The following is a 22,911-nucleotide window of genomic DNA, read 5'->3' as shown; positions in this document are numbered from 1 at the left end:
GCGCGCTTGCCCGCGAATGATGTCGGCCAGTCTGCCCGCCGGGGACTGAAGGAATGCTTTCGCGGGCAAGCGCGCTCCTACAGGATTTGGGTCGGATCGAAAACTCAGCAGCGCCGCAGATCCAGTGTGGGAGCTAGCCTGTTCGCGAAGGCGATGTTCGGTGGGAAGGCTCATAGGCTGCGGAGATCTCTTCGCGGGCCGGTCCGCTCCCAAAGTTTTTTGTAGACCAGAGCATAAAACCTCAGGCGTGGAGTTTCGTGCGGATGTGGTCATACGTCTTGATGCTTCGCTCCACCGCATCAATAACCGTGGCCTTGCTTTCCCACAAAGAGTCGGGCACCGATTCGGAAAATATCTCCAGCACGCAATCGCCGGTATAGCCTGTGTCCGCGATGTGTTGCAGCAGGCTTTGTAGCGCAATTTCGCCATCCCCCAGTACTCCACGGTCGTGGAGGGAGCGTGGTCTGTGCCAATCGGCCAACTGCACGATGAACAGCTTTTTGCAGCGTTCGATGGCGAGCGGGAGAGCGGGGTCCTGCCAGCTGTTGTATAGATCCAGGCACAGGCCAAAGGCTTGGTGATCGACTTCGTTGACCATTTCCTGTGCCTGACCAAAGGTGAACAATATGGAATTCCTGTTCATCAGCGAGGGACCCAAGGCTTCCAGCGCAATGCGCATACCGCACTCGTGAGCATGTGCTGCCAGTGTCCTATAGTGCTCGACGCAGCCCGACCACACCCGCGCTTCGTTGCCGCTGGCATCGGCACCAGTGTTGGTCACCAGTGGCAGGCCCGGCCAAAACTCGCTGAACACGTCCACCGAGGCCATCACCTGCGCCAGGCGTGATTCAGGAGATGACGGCTCGGGCGCGGACGCCGAGGGGAATATCGTCAGCGTGCGCGGCTGGATCGAAGTGATCCGCACGCCGCTGTCCCTGATCCGCGCCAGTTGATCCCGCGCCTGGAAAGGGTCGGCCGACAGTTTTTTCTCCGCGATTTCCATTGCGCAGCCAAGACGTTGACATAGCGCCAGATCGTCCTCGATCGACAGCGGCGAAGTGGTGATTTGACTGATGGCCAGTGCTTGCATGGATACCTCTCATTTCGTCGTGGATCGATCGTTCCCACTCTCGTGGGAACGCAAGCCCCTGACGTTCCGTGTCCCTAGGGCTTCAAAGCTCCTTCTTCATGTGCTTTTCGATTTCTTCCAGGGATTTGCCTTTTGTTTCCGGCAAGCAGAAAAACACAAACAGCAGCGAGCCGACGTTGATCACTGCAAACGCGAAAAACGTGGGGTTGCCCAAGTATTCCAGGGCGATCGGGAAGGTGAACGCTACGGTGGCGTTGAAGATCCACTGCATCGACACCGCGGTGCCGGTCAACAAACCACGGGCCTGCATCGGGAACAGTTCGGACATCAACAGCCAGTACACTGGCGAAATGCACATCTGCATAAACAGCAGAAACAGCAGGATGCAGGCGAGGGCTGCGTAGCTCTGGACCAGGTTCTGCGGCATGAATTCAAGTACGCAACCCAGTGCCAGCTGCGCCAGTACCACAGCAACCAGCCCGGTCATCAACAGGTGACGACGGCCGTAACGGCCGATGGCCCAGATCCCCAGCAGCGTAGCGACCACTGAAACTACGCCATTGCCGATAGTGGCGGTCAGCGCGGCGTTGGTGCCCATGCCAGTGTTCTTGAGAATGATCGGGGTGTAATACATGAACGCATTGACCCCAGTGAACTGCGCGGTGAAGCCCAGCCCGATGCCAATCAACAGCAGCTTGAGCACCCAGCTCTGGCGCAACAGTTCTTTGACCGACGGACGCTCACGGTTCTTTTTGTCCTGAGCCTTCATTTCCTCGATTTCACGCTGGGCGTCGGCCTTGGTGTCGCGCAGTTGCTCAAGAACTTCCTCGGCCTCATCAAAGCGGCCTTTGGACGCCAGCCAGCGCGGCGAAGCGGGGACAAAGAACGTCCCGACCAGCAGCAAGATGCCCGGCACCATGGCAATCGCCAGCATGTAGCGCCAGATGCCGGGCGTGTGCAGCAAGGCCGCCATCAGGGCGCTCAGCACATACGCGAGCAATTGGCCGCTGACGATCATCAGCTCGTTACGGCTGACCAGTCGGCCCCGTCGCGATGGGCCGGCGATCTCGGCGATGAACACTGGAACGGTGGCCGAGCCGCCGCCCACCGCGATGCCCAGCAGAAACCGCGCAGCGATCATGAACGGAATCGTCGGCGCAGTGGCGGTGCCCAGCGCGCCAATGATGAACAGCAAGGACAGCATGCGCAGGGTCAGGCGACGGCCGAAGCGATCGGAAATATAGCCGCTGGCAAGGGACCCGACCGCTGCACCGAGAATCAACGAGGCTGTGACCAGCCCTTCGCTGAAGGCATTAAGCCCTAATCCGCCCTGATCGACGGGCAGTGTCATGAAGGGCAGGGCACCAGCGATTATTCCGGTGTCGTAGCCAAAGGCCAGAGCGCCCATTGTGGCGACCAGCACGGAGATGAAGACCAGACGGCCCGCTGAGGCGGGTTTGGCATCCTGACGAGCCGGGTTTGCCGACGGGGAAATCGAAGACATGAAATGCAGATCCTAGATGAGCGCAATGGTGGGTAAAACGCAGGAGCGGGTGTTGGCGATAACGCTTTTGCCAGGAGCGTGCGAGTCGCGAGAAGCGGGGAGAAGCGTGATGCCATTACGCCAACGTGGCTTAGGGCGATGTTGCGCGGTCTAGTTCCGTAGCAAGGGGAAAATTGATACAGATGATTACATCAATCCTGTCTGATGCAGAATGAAAAAAGCCAGGGACGCGACAAGGTTCGCGTCTCTGGCGTTGGGATTACAGCGCGGATCGGCTTCAAGCGCGGCATTCAGCCAGCTCAAATACCATTAGCCAGCTCAGTTACCATCGGCCACCTTGCGCTCGATCTCCGCAGTTTTCTGCTTGAGGGTTTCGACATCCTGCTCTTTGGCGCGGGTCGAGCTCGGTGTGATGACTTCATCGACCGCCCGAGTGTCGTCGTCAGTGTCTTCGATGTCGCGCTCGACTACGTTGACCGGCTTGCCGGATGAGTCAATTGCCACGCCTGCGCGCGCATCTTCTGCAGGTGTTGTATTGCGAGTGCTTTCGTTGGTGCTCATGTTGTTTTCCTCGGTTGACCTGAGGTTTGGATAACGCTGCCATGGCCAAGTTCGAGGTTTTTTTGCTCCACAGCTTTATCACTTCCCGAAACAGATCCCTGAGGCAGACATGATCGAACGGCGGCAATTCAGCGGTGGCATGAAGGGCAAGAATCTTCGTTACGTGGACGATGATCGCAAACAGCCCAGCACCCATGGACGCGCCGGATTTCTGTTGCTCGAACATTTCTCCCTGCCCGCATTCACTCAGGCGCTGGATACGATTGTCACGGCCAACCTGCTGCGGCCTGGCTTGTTTTCGACACGCACCTTCGGATTGCACGACGGCGAGGTGGTCAGCGACCTGGGGCTGGTCATTCGCCCGGACTCACGGATTGACCTTGCGGCGATCAATGATCTGCACCTGTTGGTGATCTGCGGCGGATACCGGACAGAACTCAAAGCCAGCGAGCAACTGACCCAGCTGCTACAGGCCGCCGCGCAAAACGGTACTGCTCTTGCCGGGCTGTGGAACGGCTCATGGTTTTTGGGAATGGCCGGGTTGCTCGATGGCTATCGCTGCGCGATTCATCCTGAGCATCGTCCGGCGCTGGCGGAGATTTCCAAAGTGACGCGAGTGACCAGCGAGGCGTTCGTGATCGACCGTGACCGACTCACCGCTTCGAGCCCTGCGGGTGCATTCCATATGGCGCTGGAGTGGATCAAAGGCCTGCACGACAAAGCTCTGGTGGAAGGCATTGAGGACATTTTGTCCTTTGAAGAGTCACGCTATCGCCGCATCAAGACGTCAGCGCATCTGTCCCTCAGCGCGCCGCTGCGCGAAGTCGTCAACCTCATGGAGGCCAACCTTGAGGAACCGCTGGAAATGGATCAACTAGCCACGTATGCCGGTCGCTCGCGGCGTCAGATCGAACGCCTGTTCAGAGAACAACTGGGCACGACGCCGCAGCGTTATTACCTGGAGCTGCGCATCACTGAGGCCCGCCGACTCTTGCAGCACACCGAGATGTCCCAAGTGGAAGTGCTGGTGGCGTGCGGTTTCGTATCACCGAGCCATTTCAGCAAGTGCTACAGCGCATTCTTCGGCTATCGGCCGTCCAGGGAAAAAAGACTCGCCTGCTGACAAGCGCTGGATCAGCGATAGCGCTGTGATAACTTCGCCGTCCGTTTTGTTGAAACTCTAAATGCCAGGGCCCGCAATGACCGCTTCCAGTCTTTCTCACCGTCATGTCATCGGTATGTGGTTGATGGCAAGCGTGGCGCTGGTATTTGCCAGCCATGATGCAATTTCCAAAACGCTGATTTTTGCGCTGCCGGTGATTTTCGTCGCGTGGGTGCGGTATCTGGTTCACACCCTGCTGGTCACAGCGGTCATCCTGCGCAGTAAAGGCACCAGGATTTTTCATACACGGCGGCCGTGGCTGCATGTGCTCCGTGCGGTTTGTTTGCTGGGGGATAGCCTGACTTTTCTATTTGGTCTGACCCATGTGCCGCTGGCTGAATCAACCGCGCTGGTGTTTCTGGCACCGGCCTTCGTGACGATACTGTCCCCACTGTTGTTCGGCATCAAAGCCGACCGCATGCAATGGCTGTCAGTGGTGGTGGGCTTTATCGGCGTGCTGGTGATCATCAACCCGGCGAGCGAGGCGTTTTCGCTGTGGATGTTGTTCCCGCTGGCTTCCGCCTTCTTCTTCGCTATCTATCAACTGTTGACCCAACTGGCTGGTGAGTCCGACAGCCCGTCGGTCTGCAGTTTTTACGTGGGGGTTTTCTGTACGGCGATTCTGAGCGTGGTGGTGCCTTTTTATTGGGCCGCGCCCACAGGGTTTCAGTGGTGCCTGCTGCTGGTGCTGGGGTGTTTCGGGCTGTCGGCGCATTTTCTGTTGGCAAAATCCTACACCTACGCGTCGTCGACGGTGTTGGCCCCGCTGGGCTATCTGCAAATCATCTTCGCGACGGCGTTCGGCGTATTGCTGTTCGGCGGCTACCCCGTGGTTTCGTCGGTGTTCGGCATGGCGCTGATCGTGCTGAGTGGGTTGCTGGTGTATGGCAAGCGACGCTCGCAAGTGATTGCTGGTTAGTTCGCCTGGCTGACAGATGCGATCTCAGTCCGGCAGTTTTCTGATCACCGGCCATCGGTCGTGTATCCCGGCATATTCAGCAGGCGGGGCCGCTGTCACGACATAGGCCCGACGTTCATCGCCTTCGCCGATCACCAGGCATTCCAGACCGTAGCTGTCATTGACGTCGAACCAGTGGGAAACACGTTCAGCGTCCTTTTCCATGTACCGGCTGACTAATGCCAACGCCCGTTGCGGGTGGTACTGCGCCCAGCCGCCACGCTCCACCGTTTCGCGTTTGGCCCAGCCACCCTGCGGACTGTTGCCAGGTTGTTCCTTTCTGCGGCCCCAAGGCACCCAACCCAGGTCCGTGCCGTCTTCAAGCATCACCGGAAAGGCTGCTTTGGGATTGGGAAAGTAGATTTTGAACGCTTCATACGCCCGCTCTTTGTCTTTGGCTTCAACACCGCCGCACATACAGATCACCCACCGAATTGACTGAAATACCCCGCGTGATGAAAGCTCGGGCTCCAATACTGTATATAAATACAGTAATGACCGGCAAGGTGGTATAGGCCCCGTTCATCGATCAGGTGATAAGCGTTATGGCCCCCGTCAGCAACGAGATGCAGGTCATCAGCAGCGAAAGCAAAACCGCCCATTTGATGGTGGTCTTCTGAAAGTCACCAAGGTCGCGGTCGATCATACCGACCAGCAACAACGTGGAAGCCACCAGCGGACTGATCTGGTGAACCGGCTGGCCGAGGACCGAGGCCCGGGCTATTTCTATTGGGCTTATGCCATAAGCCGCTGCTGCGTTCGCCAGGATGGGTACTACGCCGAAATAGTAGGCGTCGTTCGAGAGTAAGAACGTCAGCGGCATGCTGGTGATCGCGACCACGAGCGGGAACAAGTGGCCCCAGGATGGAGGAATGGTATTCACCAATAACTGGGCAATCGCATCGACCATCTTGGTGCCGGAAAAAATGCCCGCAAACACCCCCGCCGCAAACACCAAAAGCACTACGACCATGGCGTTGCCTGCGTGGGCGAGCATTCGCTCTTTCTGCAGGTTCAGGCGCGGATAATTCATCACCAGCGCGATGACGAACCCCAGCAGGAAGCTGATCACCGAATGCAGCGCGCCGGTCACCAGGCACACCATCACCGTCAGCACCAGGATCAGGTTGGGGATCACCATTTTCGGTTTCTTGTTTTCACCGTGGCCGACGATGGATTCGATATAGCAGTTGTCGCCACCGCTGGACAGGTTCACCACACCAATGCGTCTGCGCTCACGCCGGCCCAACAGGTACGCGGTATACAACACGCCCAGCGCGCCGAAAGCCATGGTCGGCAGCAATGGAATGAAATACTCCGCTGCATCCAGTCCCAGCACTGCGATCACGCGCGTCGCCGGGCCGCCCCAGGGTGTCATTCCGCCCATGACGCTCAGCGACAGCACACAAATGCTCGCCAGGATCATCGGGTTCATACCGATGCGTTTGTAGAGTGGGAGCATGGCCGCGCAGGTGATCATGTAGGTGGTGGTGCCGTCGCCATCCAGAGCGGTGGTCAGTGAAAGAAGCGCCGAACCGATGGCGATCTTGACGGGATCGCCGTTGACCTTTTTCAGGATCATTTTGATCATCGGATCGAACAGGCCGGCATCGAACAGCACGCCGAAGAACAGGATCGCGAACAGCAGCAGGGCGGCCGATGGCGCAACCATTTTGATGCCGTCGAGCATCATCTTGTCGGTGGTCAGGGCGAAGCCTGCGATGACCGAAAACGCCACCGGCACCACGATCAACGCAACGATGGGCGAAAGCCGTTTCGCCATGATCAGGTACGTAAATACCACGACCATTGATAAGCCGAGAAATGCCAACATGTCAGTTACTCTTGTTTTTATTGGGTTTGTCGCTGGCCTGCAGCCGCCGCGCTAGAGGCAGCGTTGCCGCAGGGGATTGAAGATCAGTTGACGGGCAGGGCGTTTAGCTGGCGACAGTGGCGCCGACAATGCCGTGACGTTCGAGGGCGTTTGCGACAAAGCCGCTGGCCTTTGACCGCTCGACGAATTGCCGTAATTGTTCGGCGGCGTCGTTACCGTAGCTATGAGGCACGCCCATCGCCTGGCGGATCTCCATGAAGCGGCCTGGCAATAACCGCAGACCGCCAAACCGGGCCGCGTCGAACTCAAGCTGCTGCTTCACACCCGCCGCGACGTCGGCGGACTCGGCCAGGAATGTGTCGACGACGGTGGGCGAAGTCGGGGAGCGAATGATCGTGGCAGCCGTCAATTCGCGTGTCAGGTACAAGTCATAGGCGCTGCCTTTGCCGACCACGACTCGGTTTCCTGCCTGATCAACCTCGGCGTTGTGGTGCAGAGGCGACTCGTCGCGCACCAGGTAGCAGCCTTCGATCAACACGTAGGGCTCGGTGAAGGCCAGGTGCTCCCCTCGAACCGGATCAATGGCGAAGAACCCGAAATCGGCCTGGCCTTCCGATACCGCCGCAACCGACTCCCCCGCGCTTTTGAAGACGCGCAACTGCAGCGGCAATCCGAGCTCGGCCGCAAACGCATACGCCAGATCCACAGAGACACCCACCGCAGTGCCGGTCTCGTCCAGTCGGGCGAGGATCGGATTGCCGACGTTGATGGAGGCCCGCAGTGCGCCTGTGGGCGCGAAGTTATTCAGTACAGTCATGTTTTTATTCCCCTCACGCCGTCCGGCTTGCGTAGTGATCCAGCAGCAGTTTTGTGGCAGAGTCAACAGGCACGCCTTCCTGCAAATAACGCTGCATCTTCTTGAGTTCTATTTCGCCCGGCACAATCACGGGCGATGCACTGACCACGGGCGGACTCTGATGCAGAATGGCCGCGAAGTCGCTCATCCGCTCTTTTAACCACTCACCTGAGCCGAGGCGTGAGGTGTCGATCAGGATAAAGAAGTGGCCGAGATTCTGCGGCTCATCCGGTGCATCGACCCACGACTTTACATGGGTGAGATAGGCCGCATTGGACAGAAGTCCTGCCAACAGATCCACGACCAGTGCGAGGCCGTAACCCTTGTGGCCGCCGATGGGCAGGAGGAAGCCGTCCAATGCAGCGCGGGGGTCCGTGGTGGGTTTGCCACTCGCATCGGTCGCCCAGCTGTCCGGGATGCTTTCTCCACCCTTGAGCGCATTACGAATTTTGGCTCGGGCTACCACGCTCATCGCCATGTCCAGCATGAAGTGGCTGCCGTCAGGGTTGGGTACACCGAAGCCCAACGGGCTGTTTCCCAAACGGGCGTCACTGCCACCGGAGGGCGCAATCGTCGTGGTTGCGTTGCTGCCGATGATGCTGGCAAAACCCTGTTCAGCGGCGATATAGGAATACGGTGAAATCGGCCCGAAATGGTTGCTACCCCGAGCCAGTACCAGACTGATGCCGAACTGCCTGGCAAGCTCCATACCGGCTTGCAGCGCAGCCATGCCTACCAGCGGGCCGACCGCATTGCGCCCATCGATGCAAGCGATGGCAGGTGCGACTGTTTCCAGCGATGGCTCGGCCGAGGCGCTGATGCCGCCGGATTCAAGCCGCTCGCCATAGGATTCGATACGGCTCAAACCATGGGTGGTCAAGCCAAATAGATCCGCCAGCACTAGCACGCTGGCAACCTTTTCGGCAGCGCCAAGGGTCAGCCCAAGGCCCTGAAAAGCCCGGCGTCCGAGTTGACGAAGGTCATCAACTGCGACGGTGTGTAGTTCTTTTTTATTGTTCATTTAATACGCTCGTGTTCATCCGGACAGGCAGGTACCTGCGCAATGACCTGCCTCGATGATTGAAAATTGTGACCGTGGGGCATGGCACTTTCGGAGAAGTAGCTGCGAGGTGCCTGCGAGTTGACAGAGTGGAGAGCGTCGATTAAAAAGTAAATTGCAAATAAAAGTTGGATCTATGAGTAAAGCGCATGAATTTTGATTTGGCTGATTTGCGTGGTTTTCTTGCCGTGGCTGACCTTGGCAGTTTCAGCGCAGCGGCAAAGGCGTTGCATCTTTCCCAGTCGGCGTTATCTCGACGGGTCGATAAACTTGAGCAAGCGCTGGGCGTGCAGCTGTTCGAGCGCACCACGCGCCGGGTGGAGCTTTCAACGATCGGGCGGGGGTTCGTTCCCAGGGCCAGAAACGTACTGAATGAGCTTGAAAACGCGTTGATCGGTTTCCATGACTTGTCACATCGGCTGTCCGGAGAAGTGACGATCGCCTGTGTGCCTTCGGCGGTGGCATACTTTCTGCCCGACGTCATCCGGCAATACCACGCTAAATATCCCGGCATCCGCCTCCGGGTTATCGATGAGTCGTCGTCCGCCATCCTTACCGTCGTGGCCAGAGGGGAAGCTGACTTCGGGCTGACCTACATTGGCACCCAAGACTCGGAGGTGGTGTTCCAGCCGTTATTGGAAGAAGCGTTCGTCGTGGCGCTCAAAGTCGGTCATCCCCTCGCCGAGCGCGCATCGCTGACGTGGGACGACCTGTCGAATACGGATTACATCAGCCTGGCGCAGGGTAGCGGCAACCGGTTCCTGATTGATCAGGCGCTTGCCCATCGCGATGTCCGGCCCCGATCGTTCTGTGAAGTGAAACACGTGCCGGCATTGGTCAGTCTGGTTGAAGCAGGGCTGGGAATCGGCGTCGTACCTAAATTGGCGATGCCTGCAAATGGGCATGCCACGTTGGTAACCCGGCCGCTGACTGATCCTTCGATCAGCAGAACATTGGGGCTGATATCACGCAGGGGCAGGGCGTTGTCACCGGTGGCGCAGCTTCTCTTCGAGCTGTTGATGGATGTCCGTACTTAGCGCCGGGCGAAAACCGCAGGTCAAGAATCACTGAACGCCTAAGCCCAGGGCGACTCCAAATCTTGCCCCGACGCTCACATTCAACCTATCGAGCGTCGGGGAGTATTCGAATCATCTGCCAATTCAAGGAAATCCCATGACCGATCCACGTAACGTCGCCCACGACAAAAAAGTTCAGCAAGAGAAAAAGAATCACGGCGAGGAAATCGCACCCAATGCCGAGCACGCTCCTCAGCCAGGCCTGAAGCCTGCACTCAAGCACGACGATGAGGAGCACGACGAGCAAGCGTGACCCAGGCGCCGTCTTGGCCTGAAGTTTGCCATTTGGCGGCGCTGGCTGAAGTCAGTCGCCGCCAAATCCTCTGGTCTGGTTGATCCGAGCTGTGTCGACTATCGCAATGAACAGCTCACATTGGCGAGGTCAGGCGCCTGAAGTGGCCGCCTTCGCAATATCGCCTGCCGACGCCAACGTCTCCACGTCCCGGCAAAGCTGAATCAGTTGTTTAGCCTTACTGTCTGGCAAAATTCCCTTGGCCAGATCGAGAAATTTTGCCTCCAGCTGCGCATCGGTCATGGGCACTTCGACGCTGCCGATGGCGTGCTCGATAAACTTGTGAAGCGTGCGGCCGTCATTGAGCGTAATGGTCATATCGACTTGTTCAGGCTTGATGGCAGGGTCGATCGTTGCTACTACATGATCACGCAGTTTCACGACTGTAGGATCGAGCACCGCCTGATCGCTGTATTGCCGTTCGCCCGCAGCCCCTTGAATGATCGCCACTGCGACAGAGTGGTAAATGCTGAACTTGCCCTCCAGACCTATTTTCGGGGTTTTCTTGCCGGTCAGCTCGATCACCAGCGGATGCACCTTCAACTCCACCTTGGCGATCTGGTCAGGGGTCAGCTTGTATTCATTGCGTAACTGAATGGCCGCATCGATTGCCGGGTGAATCACGATGCCGCAGGCGAAAGGCTTGTAGGTGTTGAGCGCGGACTCGTAGTGGCTGCCCAAGCCATCGGTGATTTGGCTGAAGTCCTGCTTGGTACTGATGGTATGGGCCCAGCCTCGCTTGGCTTCGATCATTGCGTCTGAGCTAGTGTAATCCTGAGCCGCGAGCAAGGCGGCAAACAAGCCATTGCTGGCCGCGCGGCCTGGGTTGAAGCTTTTGTTCATCGATCCGAATGACTCTCGCAGGCCTACCGGTTGCGAGGCCGCCAAGCCCAGTGCCCAAACCATCTGCTGTTCGGTCAATCCGAGCAATTTGCCGGCTGCCGCAGCCGCGCCAAATACACCGGCGGTCCCCGTGATGTGCCAGCCGACATCGTAATGATTGGGATAAACGGAGTTGCCGATCCGGCACTCGGTTTCAACTCCAAGGATCAACGCGTTGAGAAAGTCTTTGCCGGAGACCGGACGGTACTCCGACAGTGCCAGAATCGCCGAAACCACTGGGCCGGCGGGATGGATGATGGTCTTTAAGTGAGTGTCGTCGAAATCAAAGATATGGCTTGAAACACCATTCAAAAAAGCGGCATTCATGATGTCGAAGCGGTCGGTTCGCCCAAGCAGACTCGCCTGGCCCGGCCCGGAAAAAGGCTTGAGTGCGACGATAGCTCTCTCAACCGTTTCATGATGGGAGCCGCCTACCGCGACGCCCACCCAGTTCAGCAGAGTGCGGCAACCTTCCTTGCGAACGTTGGCTGGCAGATCCTCGTATCGGGCTTTCACCAGATAGGCAGCAAGCGTGCGTGTTACGCCTTTGCCGTCGGCTTCAGTTGAAGCAGTGGCAAGATTGGAAGTTGTGGCCTGTGTGCCAGGCTCAGCCGAAAACACCAGGCCGGGTGCGGCAGCAGCAACGGTAGTAACAGCGCCGGCTTTGAGCAATGTGCGGCGGTTGAATGAAGACATGGGTGCCCCTGTGTTTTTAGTTGTATGGATGCACGTGCTGGTACGCACCGAGTGATCATGAAGCACAATGTCTGCTAAGTTAATTGCAATAATATTTGGTACTTATGCATGGCTAACATGAATGTCGAGATGGGCGATCTGCGCGCGTTGGTGGCAGTTGCAGAACTGGGCAGCTTCAGTGCAGCAGCCAAAGAGCTGCACCTTTCACAGCCAGCGTTATCCAGACGGATATCGAAACTGGAAGCCAGCCTGGGTGTTCGGTTGGTGGAACGTACGACTCGCCGCGTTGAGCTCACGGCAACGGGGCGAGACTTCTCGCGCAAGGCGCGGCAGGTGGTGAACACCTTTGAAGAGTCTTTGTTCGGGATCAGCGAAGGCGCTGGAAAAATCAGGGGCGAGGTGACCGTAGCTTGCGTACCGACGGCGGTTAATCATTGTCTGCTGGATATATTGAAAGAATATCAACGTCTGTACCCGCGCATTTTGGTACGGGTTCTCGACGACGGCGCAAGTGACGTCCTGTCGACTGTGGTACGCAATGAGGCCGACTTTGGTATCAATTACATTGGTGTGCAGGAAGCCAATCTAGAATTCATACCGATCTTCAAAGAGCATTTTGTCGTGGTTTGTCGTCCCGACCATGCCTTGGCTTCGCGCCAGTCTGTCGCTTGGTCGGAGTTGAACAAGTACGACTACATCGCGGTGGCCAAAGCCAGTGGTAATCGCCTGTTACTTGACCTTGCCTTAGCTGATGTAGCAGGTCTGCCCGAGCCTGTTTTCGAAGCGCGGCACGTCCGAACCGTAGTGGACATGGTAGCCGCCGGGCTTGGAATAGCAGCAGTTCCCCAACTGGCCGTGCCCAGTCACGGTGCTCAGAAACATTTGTGTGTCGTGCCGCTGACAAGGCCAGTGGTTAACCGCACGATTGGATTGATCAAACGCCGGGGCAGGGTGCTTTCGCCGGCTGCGCAACGCTTGTATCAAATGATCGTGGAATCGAACAACGATACGAATGGCTAGCATGTTGGCGCGGCATGGCATTTCCTTGCAGGAAGCGATGATAGGGCCTCAAAGCATCGACGATGACTCATGTCCGTTGCTACCAGAATGAAAGCATCAGGCTATGCCCAACGGTTATTTTCGCCGCGAGGGTTAAACCGATCCGCAAAGCCCGTTGCGACTACCGCTCACGGCCTGCCGGCGCGGTACTGGTAGCCCGAATGGGTTGTTGCCAATCTTGGCCCTTTTCCCAATAGCTTTTCACGCAGGGTGCCCGGCGTATAGGCAGCCTTGTAAGCGCCACGTTTCTGCAGTTCGGGTACGAGCAGTTCAACGATGTTTTTGAAAGTCCGGGTGGACTCGACATAGGCCAGATTGAAGCCATCGATGCCGGTGTCGTCCATCCAGCTCTGCAACGCATCGGCGACTTCCTGCGGATTGCCCGCGACGACAGGGCCTCGCCCGCCTAGCGCGACAAACTCCACAGCATCTTTGACGGTCCAGACGTGTGTAGGGTCGAGCTTGCTGAAGGAGGCGAGGGCTGATTGTCCGGCTTCGGTGTCGACATAGGTCAGCGTGTCCCCCGGCGCATAGCGAGACAGATCGATGCCTGTCCAGCCGGACAGCAACGCCCGGGCACCTTCGTAACTGATCCGGCCTTGCAGCTGGGCCAGACGTTGCGCCGCAAGAAGGCTGGTGGGTTCAACGATGACCGTAAACATGGCGAAGAAGCGAACGCTGTCGGCAGGTCGGCCCTGCGCTGCAAGCGCCAGACGCAATTGGTCGACACTGCGCTTGAGGCCATTGCGCGTTGGCGCGCCGACGAAGATGCATTCGGCGTGCGTCGCCGCGAAGGCTTGCCCTCTGCGTGACCCTCCCGCCTGAAACAACAGCGGTGTGCGCTGCGGCGACGGTTCGCACTGGTAGATGCCTTCGCTTCGGTAGTAAGGGCCGTTGTGCTGGATGCGATGGACTTTTCCAGGGTCTGCATACTGTCCCGCGTCGCGGTCGATCTGCACGGCGCTGTCTTCCCAGCTGCCTTCCCACAGTTTGTAGCACAGCGTCAGGTAGTCCTCGGCGCGCTCGTAACGATCGTCGTGGCCGACCTGCGCATCAAGCCCCAGGCTGCGTGCGCCACTCTCCAGATAAGACGTCACGATGTTCCACGCCACGCGGCCACGTGTCAGGTGATCGAGGGTGGTCAATCGCCGCGCGAGCAAGTAGGGCGGCTCATAGGTCGCTGACGCGGTGATGCCAAACCCTAGATGAGTGGTGACCTGCGACATCAGCGGGATCAAAGGAAACGGATCATTCATCGGCACCTGCGCGGCATTGCGCAGCGCAGGATCGGCCGATTGCGAATCTACGTCGTAAACCCCCAGCACATCCCCCAGGAACAGCGCGTCAAACAGACCGCGCTCCAGCAAACGAGCCAGCTCAGCCCAGTAATCGGGGTCCAGATAACGAACCGAGTCGTCGCCGTCGGCGGTCCATTGACCGGGAGCCAGGTGTCCGACGCAGTTCATCATGAACGCATTGAAGCGGATCTCTTTGCTCATGGATTTTCCCTGGCGCCTGACACCGGCAATCGTGGCAGGCGCGTTCACTCAGTAGTGCTTGGCGGCCTGCTGGTCCGCCCACTGCAGATCGATCCAGCTTTGGTCTTTCGGCACCTCAGGCAGATTGCCCAGGTCGACCTGGGTTTGCAGCGCGTCTTGCAACGCCTTGGGGTCGACCGCAACCGATTCTGCGAACACGTCGTCGCTGATCAGGCGCAGCACCGAGGCGCGCACCACGGCAGCGTCCAGATTGGGGAACAGTTTCAGGCCGCTGGCGACTGCCGCCTCAGGATCGTTATGAATGGCTTTGAGCGCGCGATCGATGCCGCTGACCAATTTGTGCGATACGGCCGGATCGATGTCCTTGCGGGTGGAAATCGCCGAGAAGGTGTAGGGACCCATCTGTTTGGAAAAGGCGGCCACGACCTTGTAACCCTGGGCCTCGGCCTGGGACGCGCCAGGTTCATAGAGCACGGCGCAGTCGGCCTGACCGGAACTGAGCGGGCCGATCTCGTTACCCATCGGGACTTCCAGCAGTTTGATGTCTTTCTTCGGGTTCAACCCGGCCTGCTGCACCAGCCGCAGGAATGCCGAGGTGCTGGTGGTGGGCATGGTGCCGGTGGAGATGGTCTTGCCCGCCAGGCTGGCAAAGCCGTTGAACGGCACGTCGGCCTTACAGGTCAGCCAAACGCCCAGACGATTGAGGGTGCCGCCAACGATTTTCACTGGAGCGCCCCGGCTAAAGGAAATGGCTGTCCACTCAGGGCCGTGCAGGGAAAAGTCGGCGCTGCGCGAGATCACGGAGGCCAGTGCATTGGTCGAAGACGATGCGACATCGATGCGCACATTCAGACCTTCGTCCTTGAAGTAACCGTGCTCCTCGGCGAAATACACCGGCAGGTAAAACACGGATTTGAATGCTGCGGAGACCACGGTCTGGTCTTCGGCGAGGGCGCTCAAGGACAGTGAAGAGGCCAGGGCCAGAGTTGCCAGTTGAGCAGGCAGGGACAATTTCATGCTGATTCCTAGAGTTTGAAATGAGTGGCGTAGGTCTGGTCTTTCCAGCGCAGCAACTTGCGCTCGGCGAGTTCAACACCGGCGTAGAGCACAAACCCCAGCGCCATCAGGCTGAAAATCCCGACCCAGACGGTGTTCAGGTCGTACAGCGAAGACGCGACGAAAATCACATGGCCGATGCCGTAGCTGGACGAAATGAACTCGCCGACCACGGTGCCGACCAGCGCGAAACCAATGTTGATGCGGAAGGTACTGATCACGTAGGGCAGCGACGAAGGCACGACCACTTTGGTGAATATCTGCCACTTGCTCGCCCCCAGCGAGATCAGCATTTTCTGCAGGTCCGGGTCTGTGTCTTTGGCCGCCTGAAACGCCGCCAGCAAAGCCACGATCGAGGTCAATGAAATCGACAGCGCGATCTTGGAGATCAGGCCGGTGCCGAACCAGAGAATCACCAACGGCGCGAAGGCTATTTTTGGCACACTGTTGATGGCCACCAGGAAGGGCTCGATTACCCTGGCTACGTACGGGGAATACCACAGCAGCAAACCTGGCGCGGTGCCCAGCACAGTGCCCGCGACGAAGCCGACAATCGAAGCCCACAGCGTGTAGTAGGCGTGTTCCCACAGTTCGCCCGATTGAATCAGCTTCCAGCCCGCCAACACGGTGCCGCTGGGGGAGCCGAACAGGAATGCAGAAATGAATCCCGCCCGTACGCCGTACTCCCATGTACCCACGACGATCAGCAGAATCGCCAGTTGCACCAGTCCCACGGGGATACGTCGAGGCGGCGATGGTGGGGCCTTGATCGGCAGGGTCGCGGTCGAAGATGACTGGCTCATGAGGCGTGGGTCCTGGCAGCGGTCTGGATGTCCAGCTCTCGACACAGCAGGTCGAAGTAACCGGCAAAGCGGGGATCGTGGCGCGCTTCCAGCGGGGAACGGGTTTGCAGATCGATACGTTGCTCGCTTTTGACCCGGCCGGGGCGCGCGCTGAGCACGTAGATGCGCTGGGAAAGGGCGATGGCCTCATCGATGTCGTGAGTGACCAGCACCACCGTTTTACCTTGCTGGCTGGCGGTCTCCACCAACATGGCTTCCAGATAGAGACGGGTCTGGTAATCCAGCGCCGAGAACGGTTCGTCCAGCAGCAGGATGTCGGGATCGGGCAACAAGGTTCTCGCCAGCGCCACCCGCTGACGCATGCCGCCGGACAGCTCTTTGGGGTAGCTGTTCTGAAAGGGCAGCAGACCGAAACTCTGCAGATACTGACGGGCCCGCTCGACGGACTCCGCTCGTGGCGTGCCTTTGACTTCCAGACCTACGATTACGTTTTCCAGCACCGTGCGCCACGGCATCAACAGGTCGCGCTGCAGCATATAGCCGACGCGTCCGCGTAGATGCGGCACCTCTTGACCGTCCAGTGCGATACGTCCGCTGTCGTGTTCAAGCAGGCCAGCGAGGATGTTGAACAAGGTTGACTTCCCGCAGCCGGAAGGGCCGATGATGCTCACGAACTCGCCGGCCTGGACCTGCAGGTTGATGTCGTCGAGCACCGGTACGGCCTGAGCGTTAGTGTTGAAGGTTTTGCATAACTGACTGATCGCCAGTTTGGCGGTCATGCCGAGTGATCCTCATGCAGTTCGGCGGCGACGATGTCCTCGTTCGGCACTTCCAGGGCTTCGTTGAAGCGCTTGAAAAAACTGCACAGCGCGATGCGGATGGTCAATTCCACAACCTGTTCTTCGCTGTAGTACTCGCGCAGTCGGCGATGCACATCATCGCTGATACGGTCAGGCGTCAGCGTGACAAGCCGCGAGTAGTCGCGCACCAGCAGGTCCTGTGCGTCCAGGCCGGGTACATGCTCATCGAGCAAGTGCTCGATCGCCTCAAGGCTGATGCCCTGCGCCGCAAGCTTGGGTTCATGCAGAGTGATGCAGTAATGGCAGGCGTGGGCCTTGGACGCGGTGAGCAGGGCGATTTCCAGGTGCCGGGGTGAAATCAGCCCATCGTGCTTGGACTGAACCAAATAGCCGAACAGATGCTCCAGCGCCGGAGGGCGATGGGCGAATGCGCCGAGCAGACTGGCATATGGGCCATAGTCTTGCAGCAGGCGATCAAGGGTGTTGGCAGTGGTGGGTTCAAGGTTCTGGCGATCCAGGACGGTAAGGCGAGACATCGTGACGTCAATCCGCGAACAATAGGGGAGGCGATTTTAGGTAGAGCATGGCCAAGTGCTAAATACCGAGTTGGAATGAGCTTATACGTTTGATTTCAACCCCATCGACGCAGTGCAAAGCCAACGTTCGCCAATTTAAACGACCCATTAGACCGCAGCTGTCACGCCTTGAAGTATATCTGCGCGGCATTACCACCCAGCCCCTCGGCCCCGACAAAGAAGTCGCTCACGCGTTTGTCGTAGACGATGGGGTTGACCACGGTCGAAATGCCCAGATCGGGCAAGTCCTCGACGATGGTTTTCTGGAACTCGGCAAACAGCGCAAAACGTTTGGGCACATCGGTCTCCACCGCAGCCGCTTCCAGCAGCTGGTCGACCTTTGGATTGCTGTAGTGAGCGCCGTTGGAGAACGGCACGCCGGGCTGGAAGTTCTTCGACCAATACAGCCGCTGCACGCCCACGGTCGGGTCAAACAGGTTGCTCATGCCGTTGAGGGTGAAATCGAAATCGCGGTCGGTGTAGACGCGTTTCACGTAGGTCGCAAAATCCTGTGAGCGCAGGGTCACCTGAATGCCGATCTTCGCCAGCGCCTGCTTGATGTAGTCGGCGGTGCGTCGATAGGTTTCAGGGCCAGGCAATGGGTCCAGCGTAAGCTTGAAGCGTACGCCGCTGCCATCGCGGGCAAATCCTGCGTCGTCGAGCAGCTGATTAGCCTTGGCCACGTCGAACGCGTAACGCGGCAAGTCCGGTGCATAGAACGCTTTCATGTCCGGACTGATCGGCCCGTAAAGCGGCTGTCCGTAGCCGAGGAAAATGGTCTTGCGGATGAACTCAAGGTTGATCGCGTGGGCAATGGCGGTGCGCACCTCATGTTTTTGCAGGTACTGATTGTCGAAGTTGAATTCCACGCGGGTGATGCCGTTGATGTACGGCTCGCCGCGGTCCTCGATGCTCAGGCGCGTATTGCTTTTGATCCGGTCGATATCACTGAGCGGCACGCCGCCGGTTGAGATATCGATTTCACCGGCCTCCAGCGCAGCGACGGTGGCCGCCGAGTCGGCAATGAAACGCACAATAATGCGATCCAGATACGGTTTGGGCGCGTCCCAATAGTTGGGGTTGCGCTCCAGAATCACGTGGCTGCCGCGCACCCATTCCTTGAACACGAAAGGCCCGGTGCCGATAGGTGCGGTGGCGTTGGCGTGGGTTTCCGGGCGCGCGTCGCCGTACACATGTTTGGCCACGATCGGTGATTCGCATGCAGCGAGTGCCGTGAGCAGATACGGCGCGGGCTTGCTCAGCTTGAGCTGCACCAGATGCGGGTTGATTGCCGTGACGCTCGCGACGTTGGCGAAGGTCGCGCGGCCTCGCGGGTTGGAGGCCTTGAGGGTTTGCAGCGAATACACCACGTCGTCAGCGGTAAAATCCTGACCGTCGTGCCACTTCACCCCTTCGCGCAATTTGAAGCTGTATTCCAGGCCGTCATCGCTCACGGTCCAGGCGGTGGCGAGTTGCGGCAGCGGCTTGAGGTCCAGATCGTAGGTCAACAAGCCTTCGGTGACCTTACCGGTGATGTACACCGCAGCACCCGCCGTGTGAGTCAGGTTCACCAGAATCGGCGGTTCGATGGCGATGTGCATTTTCAGGGTGCCGCCGCGCACGGGGGTGCCGTCGGCGAACGAGAAGCGCGGCGTCAGTTGCAGGAGGGTGCCGCTGGCGCAGGCGTAGACCAGCAGTTGGCGTCGAGTCAGGGTCATCATGGGTTTCCGTCAGGGCTGGGCCGAAGTCATTTACGGCCTTGAGCGTGAGTGGGATTGAACGCGTCGGTGAGGCCGTCGCCGATCAGATTGAAAGCCAGCACCGTGAGAAAGATCGCAAGGCCGGGGATCGCCGTGAGGTACCAGGCGGTACGAATCTGTTCGCGACCGCTGCCGATCATGCTGCCCCAGCTCACCTGATTCGGATCGCCCAGGCCCATGAACGACAGTGCCGATTCCATGAGTACTGCCGAGGCGACCATGATCGAAGCGGTGACGATCAGCGTCGGCAAGATGTTCGGCAGGACCTCCAGCACGATGATTCGCAGATGCGTGTAACCAACGCTGCGAGCGGCGAGGATGTACTCGCGTTCGCGGATCGAGCGCACTTCGGCGCGCACGAGACGAGCGACCGTCGGCCAGGAAATGATGCCGATGGCGAAGATCAGGGTCGGCACCGAAGGCTGCGCAATGGCGACCAGCGCCACCAGCAATACGAAGCTGGGCATGGTCTGGAAGATCTCGATCAGGCGTTGCAGGCTGTAGTCGATCCGGCCACCAAAATAGCCGGCGAGGGCGCCAATGCTCAGCCCCAGCGAAACGCCGAACAGGCTCGCCAGAATCCCCACTTGCAGCGACACGCGCCCGCCGTGAACCACGCCGGCCATCACGTCGCGGCCCAGAGCGTCGGTCCCCAGCGGGTAATGCCAATCCTGTCCCGGCCAGAGCAAGGCGTCGGCTTCCATACCCAGCGGATCACCGGGATAGAGCAGGGGCGCAAACACGGCGAGGGCGGTGATGGCGATCAAGAAAATCAGTCCGGCCAGCGCGGTGGGGTTACGCATAAAGCGCTTTAAGGCAGGGCTGCGGCGCGTACTCATCGACGGCTCCGGATGCGCGGGTCGAGCCAGGTTTGCAGCAGATCCACCAGCACGTTGGTGATGATCACCAGCAGTGAGGAGATCAACAGAATGCCCAGCAGCACGTTGTAGTCACGCGCCATCACCGCATCGTAGGCCAGGCGTCCGAGACCGGGGAGGCTGAACACGGTTTCGATCACTACCGCGCCCCCCAGCATGCCGCCAAAATGCAGCCCGGCCATGGTGGTGATCGGCAACAGCGCGTTGCGCAGTACATGCTTGAACGTGATGACCCAGGGCGACAGGCCCTTGGCGGCAGCAGTGCGCACGTAGTCTTGAGCGCCTGCTTCGAGCATTGAAGCGCGTGTTAGCCGCGCGTAGATCGCGATGTAAATCAGCGCCAGGGAGCTGGCCGGGAGCGCCATGTAGCGCAAGGTGTCGAGGATGCCCGCCCAGCCGTGCAGGTCTGCGCCGATCGTGCCGGCTCCACCTGTGGGCAACCAGCCCAATTTGACCGAGAACACCACGATCAGCATCAGGCCGATCCAGAAACCGGGCACTGAATAAAAGAACTGCGAACACACCGACAGCACGCGATCGGGCCAGCGCCCGTGCCAGTGGGCCATGAGCATGCCCAGCGCGATGCCCAGCACCAGCGAGAAAAACAGCGCCAGCAGCATCAAGGTCAGGGTGGTACCCAGACGCTGGGAGATCAGGGCTTCGACGGTTGAGCCGTAGCGTGGCGAATAACCCAGGTTCAAGTGCGCCAGATTGTTCAGGTAATGCCAGAGTTGCACGGGGATCGACTGGTCCAGACCAAACTGGGAGCGCAGTGCGGCGAGACTTTCTTTGGTCGCTGATCCGGATTCGCCAGCCATGACGTCGGCTGCATCGCCGGGGGCCAGTTGCAACAGAAGAAAGTTGATCAACAGAATACCGAGCATGGTCGGCAGGGTGTGCAGCAAAGTGCGCCAGACGGCGTTGCTTAATGTCAGCAATATCTTCATCGAATGATCCCGGGAGGTGCGGCGCTATTAACTATTTGCTTATAACCTTTGTCAATGAAGGAAAAAGTAATAACGTTATGCTTTTGCACTTATCTAAGCATAGATAAAAAGGATATACCTTGGTCAATGCCCGGAGATTGACGGGCCGCAGTTGGATCATTACTGTCAGCCTCCAACCTGTTACATGCGCTGTACATTTTTTGCATATTCCGAAAAGTTATAGGGGCCACCAAAGTGGGTGGAACGCTTGTCCCTGCTTAATTAAATGAGGCTAGTGTGGCGCTTAATCATTCTATTGATGTTGACTCGACCCGTTTCGACACTTCGCCCGCCGACCGTTTGCAGCGCTTGCTGGCAAAAGTACCCGCATTGGTCGAAGAAATAGCCAAAGACGCTTCCCGGCGTGATCTGGAGCGGGAACTGCCGTTTGCAGCTTTCAAACTTATCAGCGCTGCCGGGCTTGGCGCGTTACGGGTGCCTAAAGATTTGGGTGGCCCAGGCGGCAGTGTCAGTCAGTACATTGAGCTGATCGCCACTCTGGCAAGCGCCGACCCTAATGTTGCACACGCGCTGCGCTCACACTTCAATTTCAGCGAAGCTGTGATCCATAGCGCTGACAGCCCGGAAAAACGCGATTACATCAGCAAGATTCTTGACGGCAAGCTTTTCGCCGGCGCACACACTGAAGTGGGGGCGCCGCTGGGGACAATTCTGACGAGGCTGACTCAGGACGGCGCCAGTTACCGTCTGAACGGCAAGAAGTGGTACGCCACGGGCTCTGCGTACGCGGACTTTCTGTCTTTTTCCGCCACCGACGACAGCGGCAAATTGATCTCAGTCCTGCTCCCCGCTGACCGGGCTGGCATTCATGTGTTGGACGACTGGGACGGCATGGGCCAGCGCCTGACGGCCAGTGGCGGTGTGCTGCTCGACAACGTCGAGGTGTTCGCCAGCGAGATCAAGACCCGCAGCCACAACGCCGACGTCGGACGCCATTGCTCAAGCCTGCGCCAGCTGCACCTGGCGGCCTGCGCTGCGGGGGTGGTGCGCAACATTCGCGCGGACGCGGTCAGTTATGTGCGCAAACAGGCGCGGGCCGCGATGCACAGCCCGGCGGATATCGCCCGTGACGATCAGTTCGTGCAACAAGTGGTCGGCGAAATAGCCGCTAATACCTATGCTGTGGATGCATTGATTGCCAATACCGCGCGCATTCTTGATCAAAGTTCGGTTGCGTTGTTTGTTGCTCCAGCAACACTTGATCAACAGTTGATAAATGCATCGATCAGCAATGCTCAAATGCAAGTGGTCGTCGCCAAACTTGCCCTGCGTTCGGCTGAAGTGTTGTTTGAAGTGGGCGGCGGGTCCGCCACGTCACGTAAATACAATTTTGACCGGCACTGGCGAAACATCAGGACAGTGCTCAATCACAACCCGTTATTGCACAAAGCCCGTGTCGTGGGTGATTACTATTTGAATGACAACACCACACACTTGCGTGAAGGACTGGTCTTTTAGTCGTGATCGGTAGTCCAAGTGTGCAACACAGTTCAATGTTTCAAC

At 58.5% G+C, this 22,911-nt stretch carries 22 protein-coding genes; 6 read left to right on the top strand and 16 right to left on the bottom strand.

The window, feature by feature from the left end:
• Positions 1 to 241 precede the first annotated feature (241 nt).
• The 3 genes from ACWKV9_RS13655 to ACWKV9_RS13645 form a co-directional block, all read right to left on the bottom strand.
• Positions 242 to 1,090, bottom strand: a complete 849-nt coding sequence (locus tag ACWKV9_RS13655) for a sugar phosphate isomerase/epimerase family protein (RefSeq protein ID WP_483836641.1) — start codon at positions 1,088 to 1,090, stop codon at positions 242 to 244.
• Positions 1,091 to 1,172: 82 nt separating this feature from the next.
• A complete protein-coding gene (locus ACWKV9_RS13650) occupies positions 1,173 to 2,594 on the bottom strand; it encodes a sugar porter family MFS transporter (RefSeq protein ID WP_483836640.1) in 1,422 nt (473 codons plus the stop codon).
• A 318-nt stretch (positions 2,595 to 2,912) separates the two neighbouring features.
• Positions 2,913 to 3,155 (bottom strand): hypothetical protein, encoded by a 243-nt coding sequence (locus tag ACWKV9_RS13645; protein ID WP_483836639.1) that lies wholly within the window; start codon positions 3,153 to 3,155, stop codon positions 2,913 to 2,915.
• A gap of 109 nt (positions 3,156 to 3,264) precedes the next feature.
• Here ACWKV9_RS13645 and ACWKV9_RS13640 point away from each other — a divergent pair, with 109 nt between their 5' ends.
• Together ACWKV9_RS13640 and ACWKV9_RS13635 are read left to right on the top strand one after the other, a co-directional pair.
• Entirely contained in the window at positions 3,265 to 4,278 is a 1,014-nt protein-coding gene (locus ACWKV9_RS13640; protein WP_483836638.1) for a GlxA family transcriptional regulator, read from the top strand.
• A 76-nt stretch (positions 4,279 to 4,354) separates the two neighbouring features.
• Complete coding sequence (locus ACWKV9_RS13635; protein WP_483836637.1) at positions 4,355 to 5,236, top strand: DMT family transporter; 882 nt, start codon at positions 4,355 to 4,357, stop codon at positions 5,234 to 5,236.
• 24 nt (positions 5,237 to 5,260) lie between these two features.
• On the opposite strand, the gene ACWKV9_RS13630 is transcribed toward ACWKV9_RS13635, so the two are convergent.
• The 4 genes from ACWKV9_RS13630 to ACWKV9_RS13615 all read right to left on the bottom strand — a co-directional run bounded on the left by ACWKV9_RS13630 (position 5,261) and on the right by ACWKV9_RS13615 (position 8,986).
• Positions 5,261 to 5,692 carry a hypothetical protein gene (locus ACWKV9_RS13630; protein ID WP_483836636.1) on the bottom strand — a complete coding sequence of 144 codons (432 nt, stop codon included), beginning with the start codon at positions 5,690 to 5,692 and terminating at the stop codon, positions 5,261 to 5,263.
• Between the two features lie 112 nt (positions 5,693 to 5,804).
• Positions 5,805 to 7,109 carry a CitMHS family transporter gene (locus ACWKV9_RS13625; RefSeq protein WP_483836635.1) on the bottom strand — a complete coding sequence of 435 codons (1,305 nt, stop codon included), beginning with the start codon at positions 7,107 to 7,109 and terminating at the stop codon, positions 5,805 to 5,807.
• A 103-nt stretch (positions 7,110 to 7,212) separates the two neighbouring features.
• Complete coding sequence (locus ACWKV9_RS13620) at positions 7,213 to 7,926, bottom strand: ABC transporter substrate-binding protein (protein ID WP_483836634.1); 714 nt, start codon at positions 7,924 to 7,926, stop codon at positions 7,213 to 7,215.
• A 13-nt stretch (positions 7,927 to 7,939) separates the two neighbouring features.
• Complete coding sequence (locus tag ACWKV9_RS13615) at positions 7,940 to 8,986, bottom strand: Ldh family oxidoreductase (RefSeq protein WP_483836633.1); 1,047 nt, start codon at positions 8,984 to 8,986, stop codon at positions 7,940 to 7,942.
• Between the two features lie 188 nt (positions 8,987 to 9,174).
• On the opposite strand from ACWKV9_RS13615, the gene ACWKV9_RS13610 reads away from it, so the two are divergent.
• Both ACWKV9_RS13610 and ACWKV9_RS13605 read left to right on the top strand, forming a co-directional pair.
• A complete protein-coding gene (locus ACWKV9_RS13610; protein WP_483836632.1) occupies positions 9,175 to 10,062 on the top strand; it encodes a LysR family transcriptional regulator in 888 nt (295 codons plus the stop codon).
• 136 nt (positions 10,063 to 10,198) lie between these two features.
• The gene (locus ACWKV9_RS13605) at positions 10,199 to 10,354 is read left to right on the top strand and encodes a hypothetical protein (RefSeq protein WP_483836631.1); all 156 of its coding nucleotides are present in this window, start codon (positions 10,199 to 10,201) and stop codon (positions 10,352 to 10,354) included.
• Between the two features lie 129 nt (positions 10,355 to 10,483).
• Here ACWKV9_RS13605 and ACWKV9_RS13600 read toward each other — a convergent pair whose 3' ends face one another.
• Positions 10,484 to 11,971 carry an MmgE/PrpD family protein gene (locus tag ACWKV9_RS13600; RefSeq protein WP_483836630.1) on the bottom strand — a complete coding sequence of 496 codons (1,488 nt, stop codon included), beginning with the start codon at positions 11,969 to 11,971 and terminating at the stop codon, positions 10,484 to 10,486.
• 108 nt (positions 11,972 to 12,079) lie between these two features.
• Between ACWKV9_RS13600 and ACWKV9_RS13595 the strand changes: the two genes are divergently transcribed.
• The gene (locus ACWKV9_RS13595) at positions 12,080 to 12,991 is read left to right on the top strand and encodes a LysR family transcriptional regulator (RefSeq protein WP_483836629.1); all 912 of its coding nucleotides are present in this window, start codon (positions 12,080 to 12,082) and stop codon (positions 12,989 to 12,991) included.
• Positions 12,992 to 13,158: 167 nt separating this feature from the next.
• Here the strand turns inward: ACWKV9_RS13595 and ACWKV9_RS13590 are convergent, their stop codons facing one another.
• The 8 genes from ACWKV9_RS13590 to ACWKV9_RS13555 form a co-directional block, all read right to left on the bottom strand.
• A complete protein-coding gene (locus ACWKV9_RS13590; protein WP_483836628.1) occupies positions 13,159 to 14,529 on the bottom strand; it encodes an LLM class flavin-dependent oxidoreductase in 1,371 nt (456 codons plus the stop codon).
• Positions 14,530 to 14,577: 48 nt separating this feature from the next.
• On the bottom strand, positions 14,578 to 15,546 hold the full coding sequence (locus ACWKV9_RS13585; RefSeq protein ID WP_483836627.1) for an ABC transporter substrate-binding protein: 969 nt from the start codon (positions 15,544 to 15,546) through the stop codon (positions 14,578 to 14,580).
• An 8-nt stretch (positions 15,547 to 15,554) separates the two neighbouring features.
• Positions 15,555 to 16,388 carry an ABC transporter permease gene (locus tag ACWKV9_RS13580; RefSeq protein WP_483836626.1) on the bottom strand — a complete coding sequence of 278 codons (834 nt, stop codon included), beginning with the start codon at positions 16,386 to 16,388 and terminating at the stop codon, positions 15,555 to 15,557.
• Entirely contained in the window at positions 16,385 to 17,167 is a 783-nt protein-coding gene (locus tag ACWKV9_RS13575) for an ABC transporter ATP-binding protein (protein WP_483836625.1), read from the bottom strand. Before ACWKV9_RS13575 ends, ACWKV9_RS13580 begins: the two co-directional genes overlap by 4 nt.
• Entirely contained in the window at positions 17,164 to 17,724 is a 561-nt protein-coding gene (locus ACWKV9_RS13570) for a carboxymuconolactone decarboxylase family protein (protein WP_483836624.1), read from the bottom strand. The genes ACWKV9_RS13575 and ACWKV9_RS13570 overlap by 4 nt, the downstream gene beginning before the upstream one ends.
• A 161-nt stretch (positions 17,725 to 17,885) precedes the next feature.
• Entirely contained in the window at positions 17,886 to 19,484 is a 1,599-nt protein-coding gene (locus ACWKV9_RS13565; protein ID WP_483836623.1) for an ABC transporter substrate-binding protein, read from the bottom strand.
• Between the two features lie 26 nt (positions 19,485 to 19,510).
• Positions 19,511 to 20,362: an ABC transporter permease gene (locus tag ACWKV9_RS13560; RefSeq protein WP_483836622.1), complete on the bottom strand. Its 852-nt coding sequence runs from the start codon at positions 20,360 to 20,362 to the stop codon at positions 19,511 to 19,513.
• Positions 20,359 to 21,348, bottom strand: a complete 990-nt coding sequence (locus ACWKV9_RS13555) for an ABC transporter permease (RefSeq protein WP_483836621.1) — start codon at positions 21,346 to 21,348, stop codon at positions 20,359 to 20,361. The genes ACWKV9_RS13560 and ACWKV9_RS13555 overlap by 4 nt, the downstream gene beginning before the upstream one ends.
• A gap of 276 nt (positions 21,349 to 21,624) precedes the next feature.
• Here ACWKV9_RS13555 and ACWKV9_RS13550 point away from each other — a divergent pair, with 276 nt between their 5' ends.
• Positions 21,625 to 22,866 (top strand): acyl-CoA dehydrogenase family protein, encoded by a 1,242-nt coding sequence (locus tag ACWKV9_RS13550; RefSeq protein WP_483836620.1) that lies wholly within the window; start codon positions 21,625 to 21,627, stop codon positions 22,864 to 22,866.
• Positions 22,867 to 22,911 lie beyond the last annotated feature (45 nt).

Source organism: Pseudomonas corni, assembly GCF_057128765.1.
The sequence above is the reverse complement of the archived record's forward strand: the minus strand, read 5'-3'. Positions and strand labels throughout refer to the sequence as shown.

Coding starts and splice junctions, on each gene's coding strand:
- ACWKV9_RS13655 (WP_483836641.1), bottom strand. CDS start 1,090: ATGCAAGCACTGGCCATCAGTCAAATCACCACTTCGCCGCTGTCGATC.
- ACWKV9_RS13650 (WP_483836640.1), bottom strand. CDS start 2,594: ATGTCTTCGATTTCCCCGTCGGCAAACCCGGCTCGTCAGGATGCCAAA.
- ACWKV9_RS13645 (WP_483836639.1), bottom strand. CDS start 3,155: ATGAGCACCAACGAAAGCACTCGCAATACAACACCTGCAGAAGATGCG.
- ACWKV9_RS13640 (WP_483836638.1), top strand. CDS start 3,265: ATGATCGAACGGCGGCAATTCAGCGGTGGCATGAAGGGCAAGAATCTT.
- ACWKV9_RS13635 (WP_483836637.1), top strand. CDS start 4,355: ATGACCGCTTCCAGTCTTTCTCACCGTCATGTCATCGGTATGTGGTTG.
- ACWKV9_RS13630 (WP_483836636.1), bottom strand. CDS start 5,692: ATGTGCGGCGGTGTTGAAGCCAAAGACAAAGAGCGGGCGTATGAAGCG.
- ACWKV9_RS13625 (WP_483836635.1), bottom strand. CDS start 7,109: ATGTTGGCATTTCTCGGCTTATCAATGGTCGTGGTATTTACGTACCTG.
- ACWKV9_RS13620 (WP_483836634.1), bottom strand. CDS start 7,926: ATGACTGTACTGAATAACTTCGCGCCCACAGGCGCACTGCGGGCCTCC.
- ACWKV9_RS13615 (WP_483836633.1), bottom strand. CDS start 8,986: ATGAACAATAAAAAAGAACTACACACCGTCGCAGTTGATGACCTTCGT.
- ACWKV9_RS13610 (WP_483836632.1), top strand. CDS start 9,175: ATGAATTTTGATTTGGCTGATTTGCGTGGTTTTCTTGCCGTGGCTGAC.
- ACWKV9_RS13605 (WP_483836631.1), top strand. CDS start 10,199: ATGACCGATCCACGTAACGTCGCCCACGACAAAAAAGTTCAGCAAGAG.
- ACWKV9_RS13600 (WP_483836630.1), bottom strand. CDS start 11,971: ATGTCTTCATTCAACCGCCGCACATTGCTCAAAGCCGGCGCTGTTACT.
- ACWKV9_RS13595 (WP_483836629.1), top strand. CDS start 12,080: ATGGCTAACATGAATGTCGAGATGGGCGATCTGCGCGCGTTGGTGGCA.
- ACWKV9_RS13590 (WP_483836628.1), bottom strand. CDS start 14,529: ATGAGCAAAGAGATCCGCTTCAATGCGTTCATGATGAACTGCGTCGGA.
- ACWKV9_RS13585 (WP_483836627.1), bottom strand. CDS start 15,546: ATGAAATTGTCCCTGCCTGCTCAACTGGCAACTCTGGCCCTGGCCTCT.
- ACWKV9_RS13580 (WP_483836626.1), bottom strand. CDS start 16,388: ATGAGCCAGTCATCTTCGACCGCGACCCTGCCGATCAAGGCCCCACCA.
- ACWKV9_RS13575 (WP_483836625.1), bottom strand. CDS start 17,167: ATGACCGCCAAACTGGCGATCAGTCAGTTATGCAAAACCTTCAACACT.
- ACWKV9_RS13570 (WP_483836624.1), bottom strand. CDS start 17,724: ATGTCTCGCCTTACCGTCCTGGATCGCCAGAACCTTGAACCCACCACT.
- ACWKV9_RS13565 (WP_483836623.1), bottom strand. CDS start 19,484: ATGATGACCCTGACTCGACGCCAACTGCTGGTCTACGCCTGCGCCAGC.
- ACWKV9_RS13560 (WP_483836622.1), bottom strand. CDS start 20,362: ATGAGTACGCGCCGCAGCCCTGCCTTAAAGCGCTTTATGCGTAACCCC.
- ACWKV9_RS13555 (WP_483836621.1), bottom strand. CDS start 21,348: ATGAAGATATTGCTGACATTAAGCAACGCCGTCTGGCGCACTTTGCTG.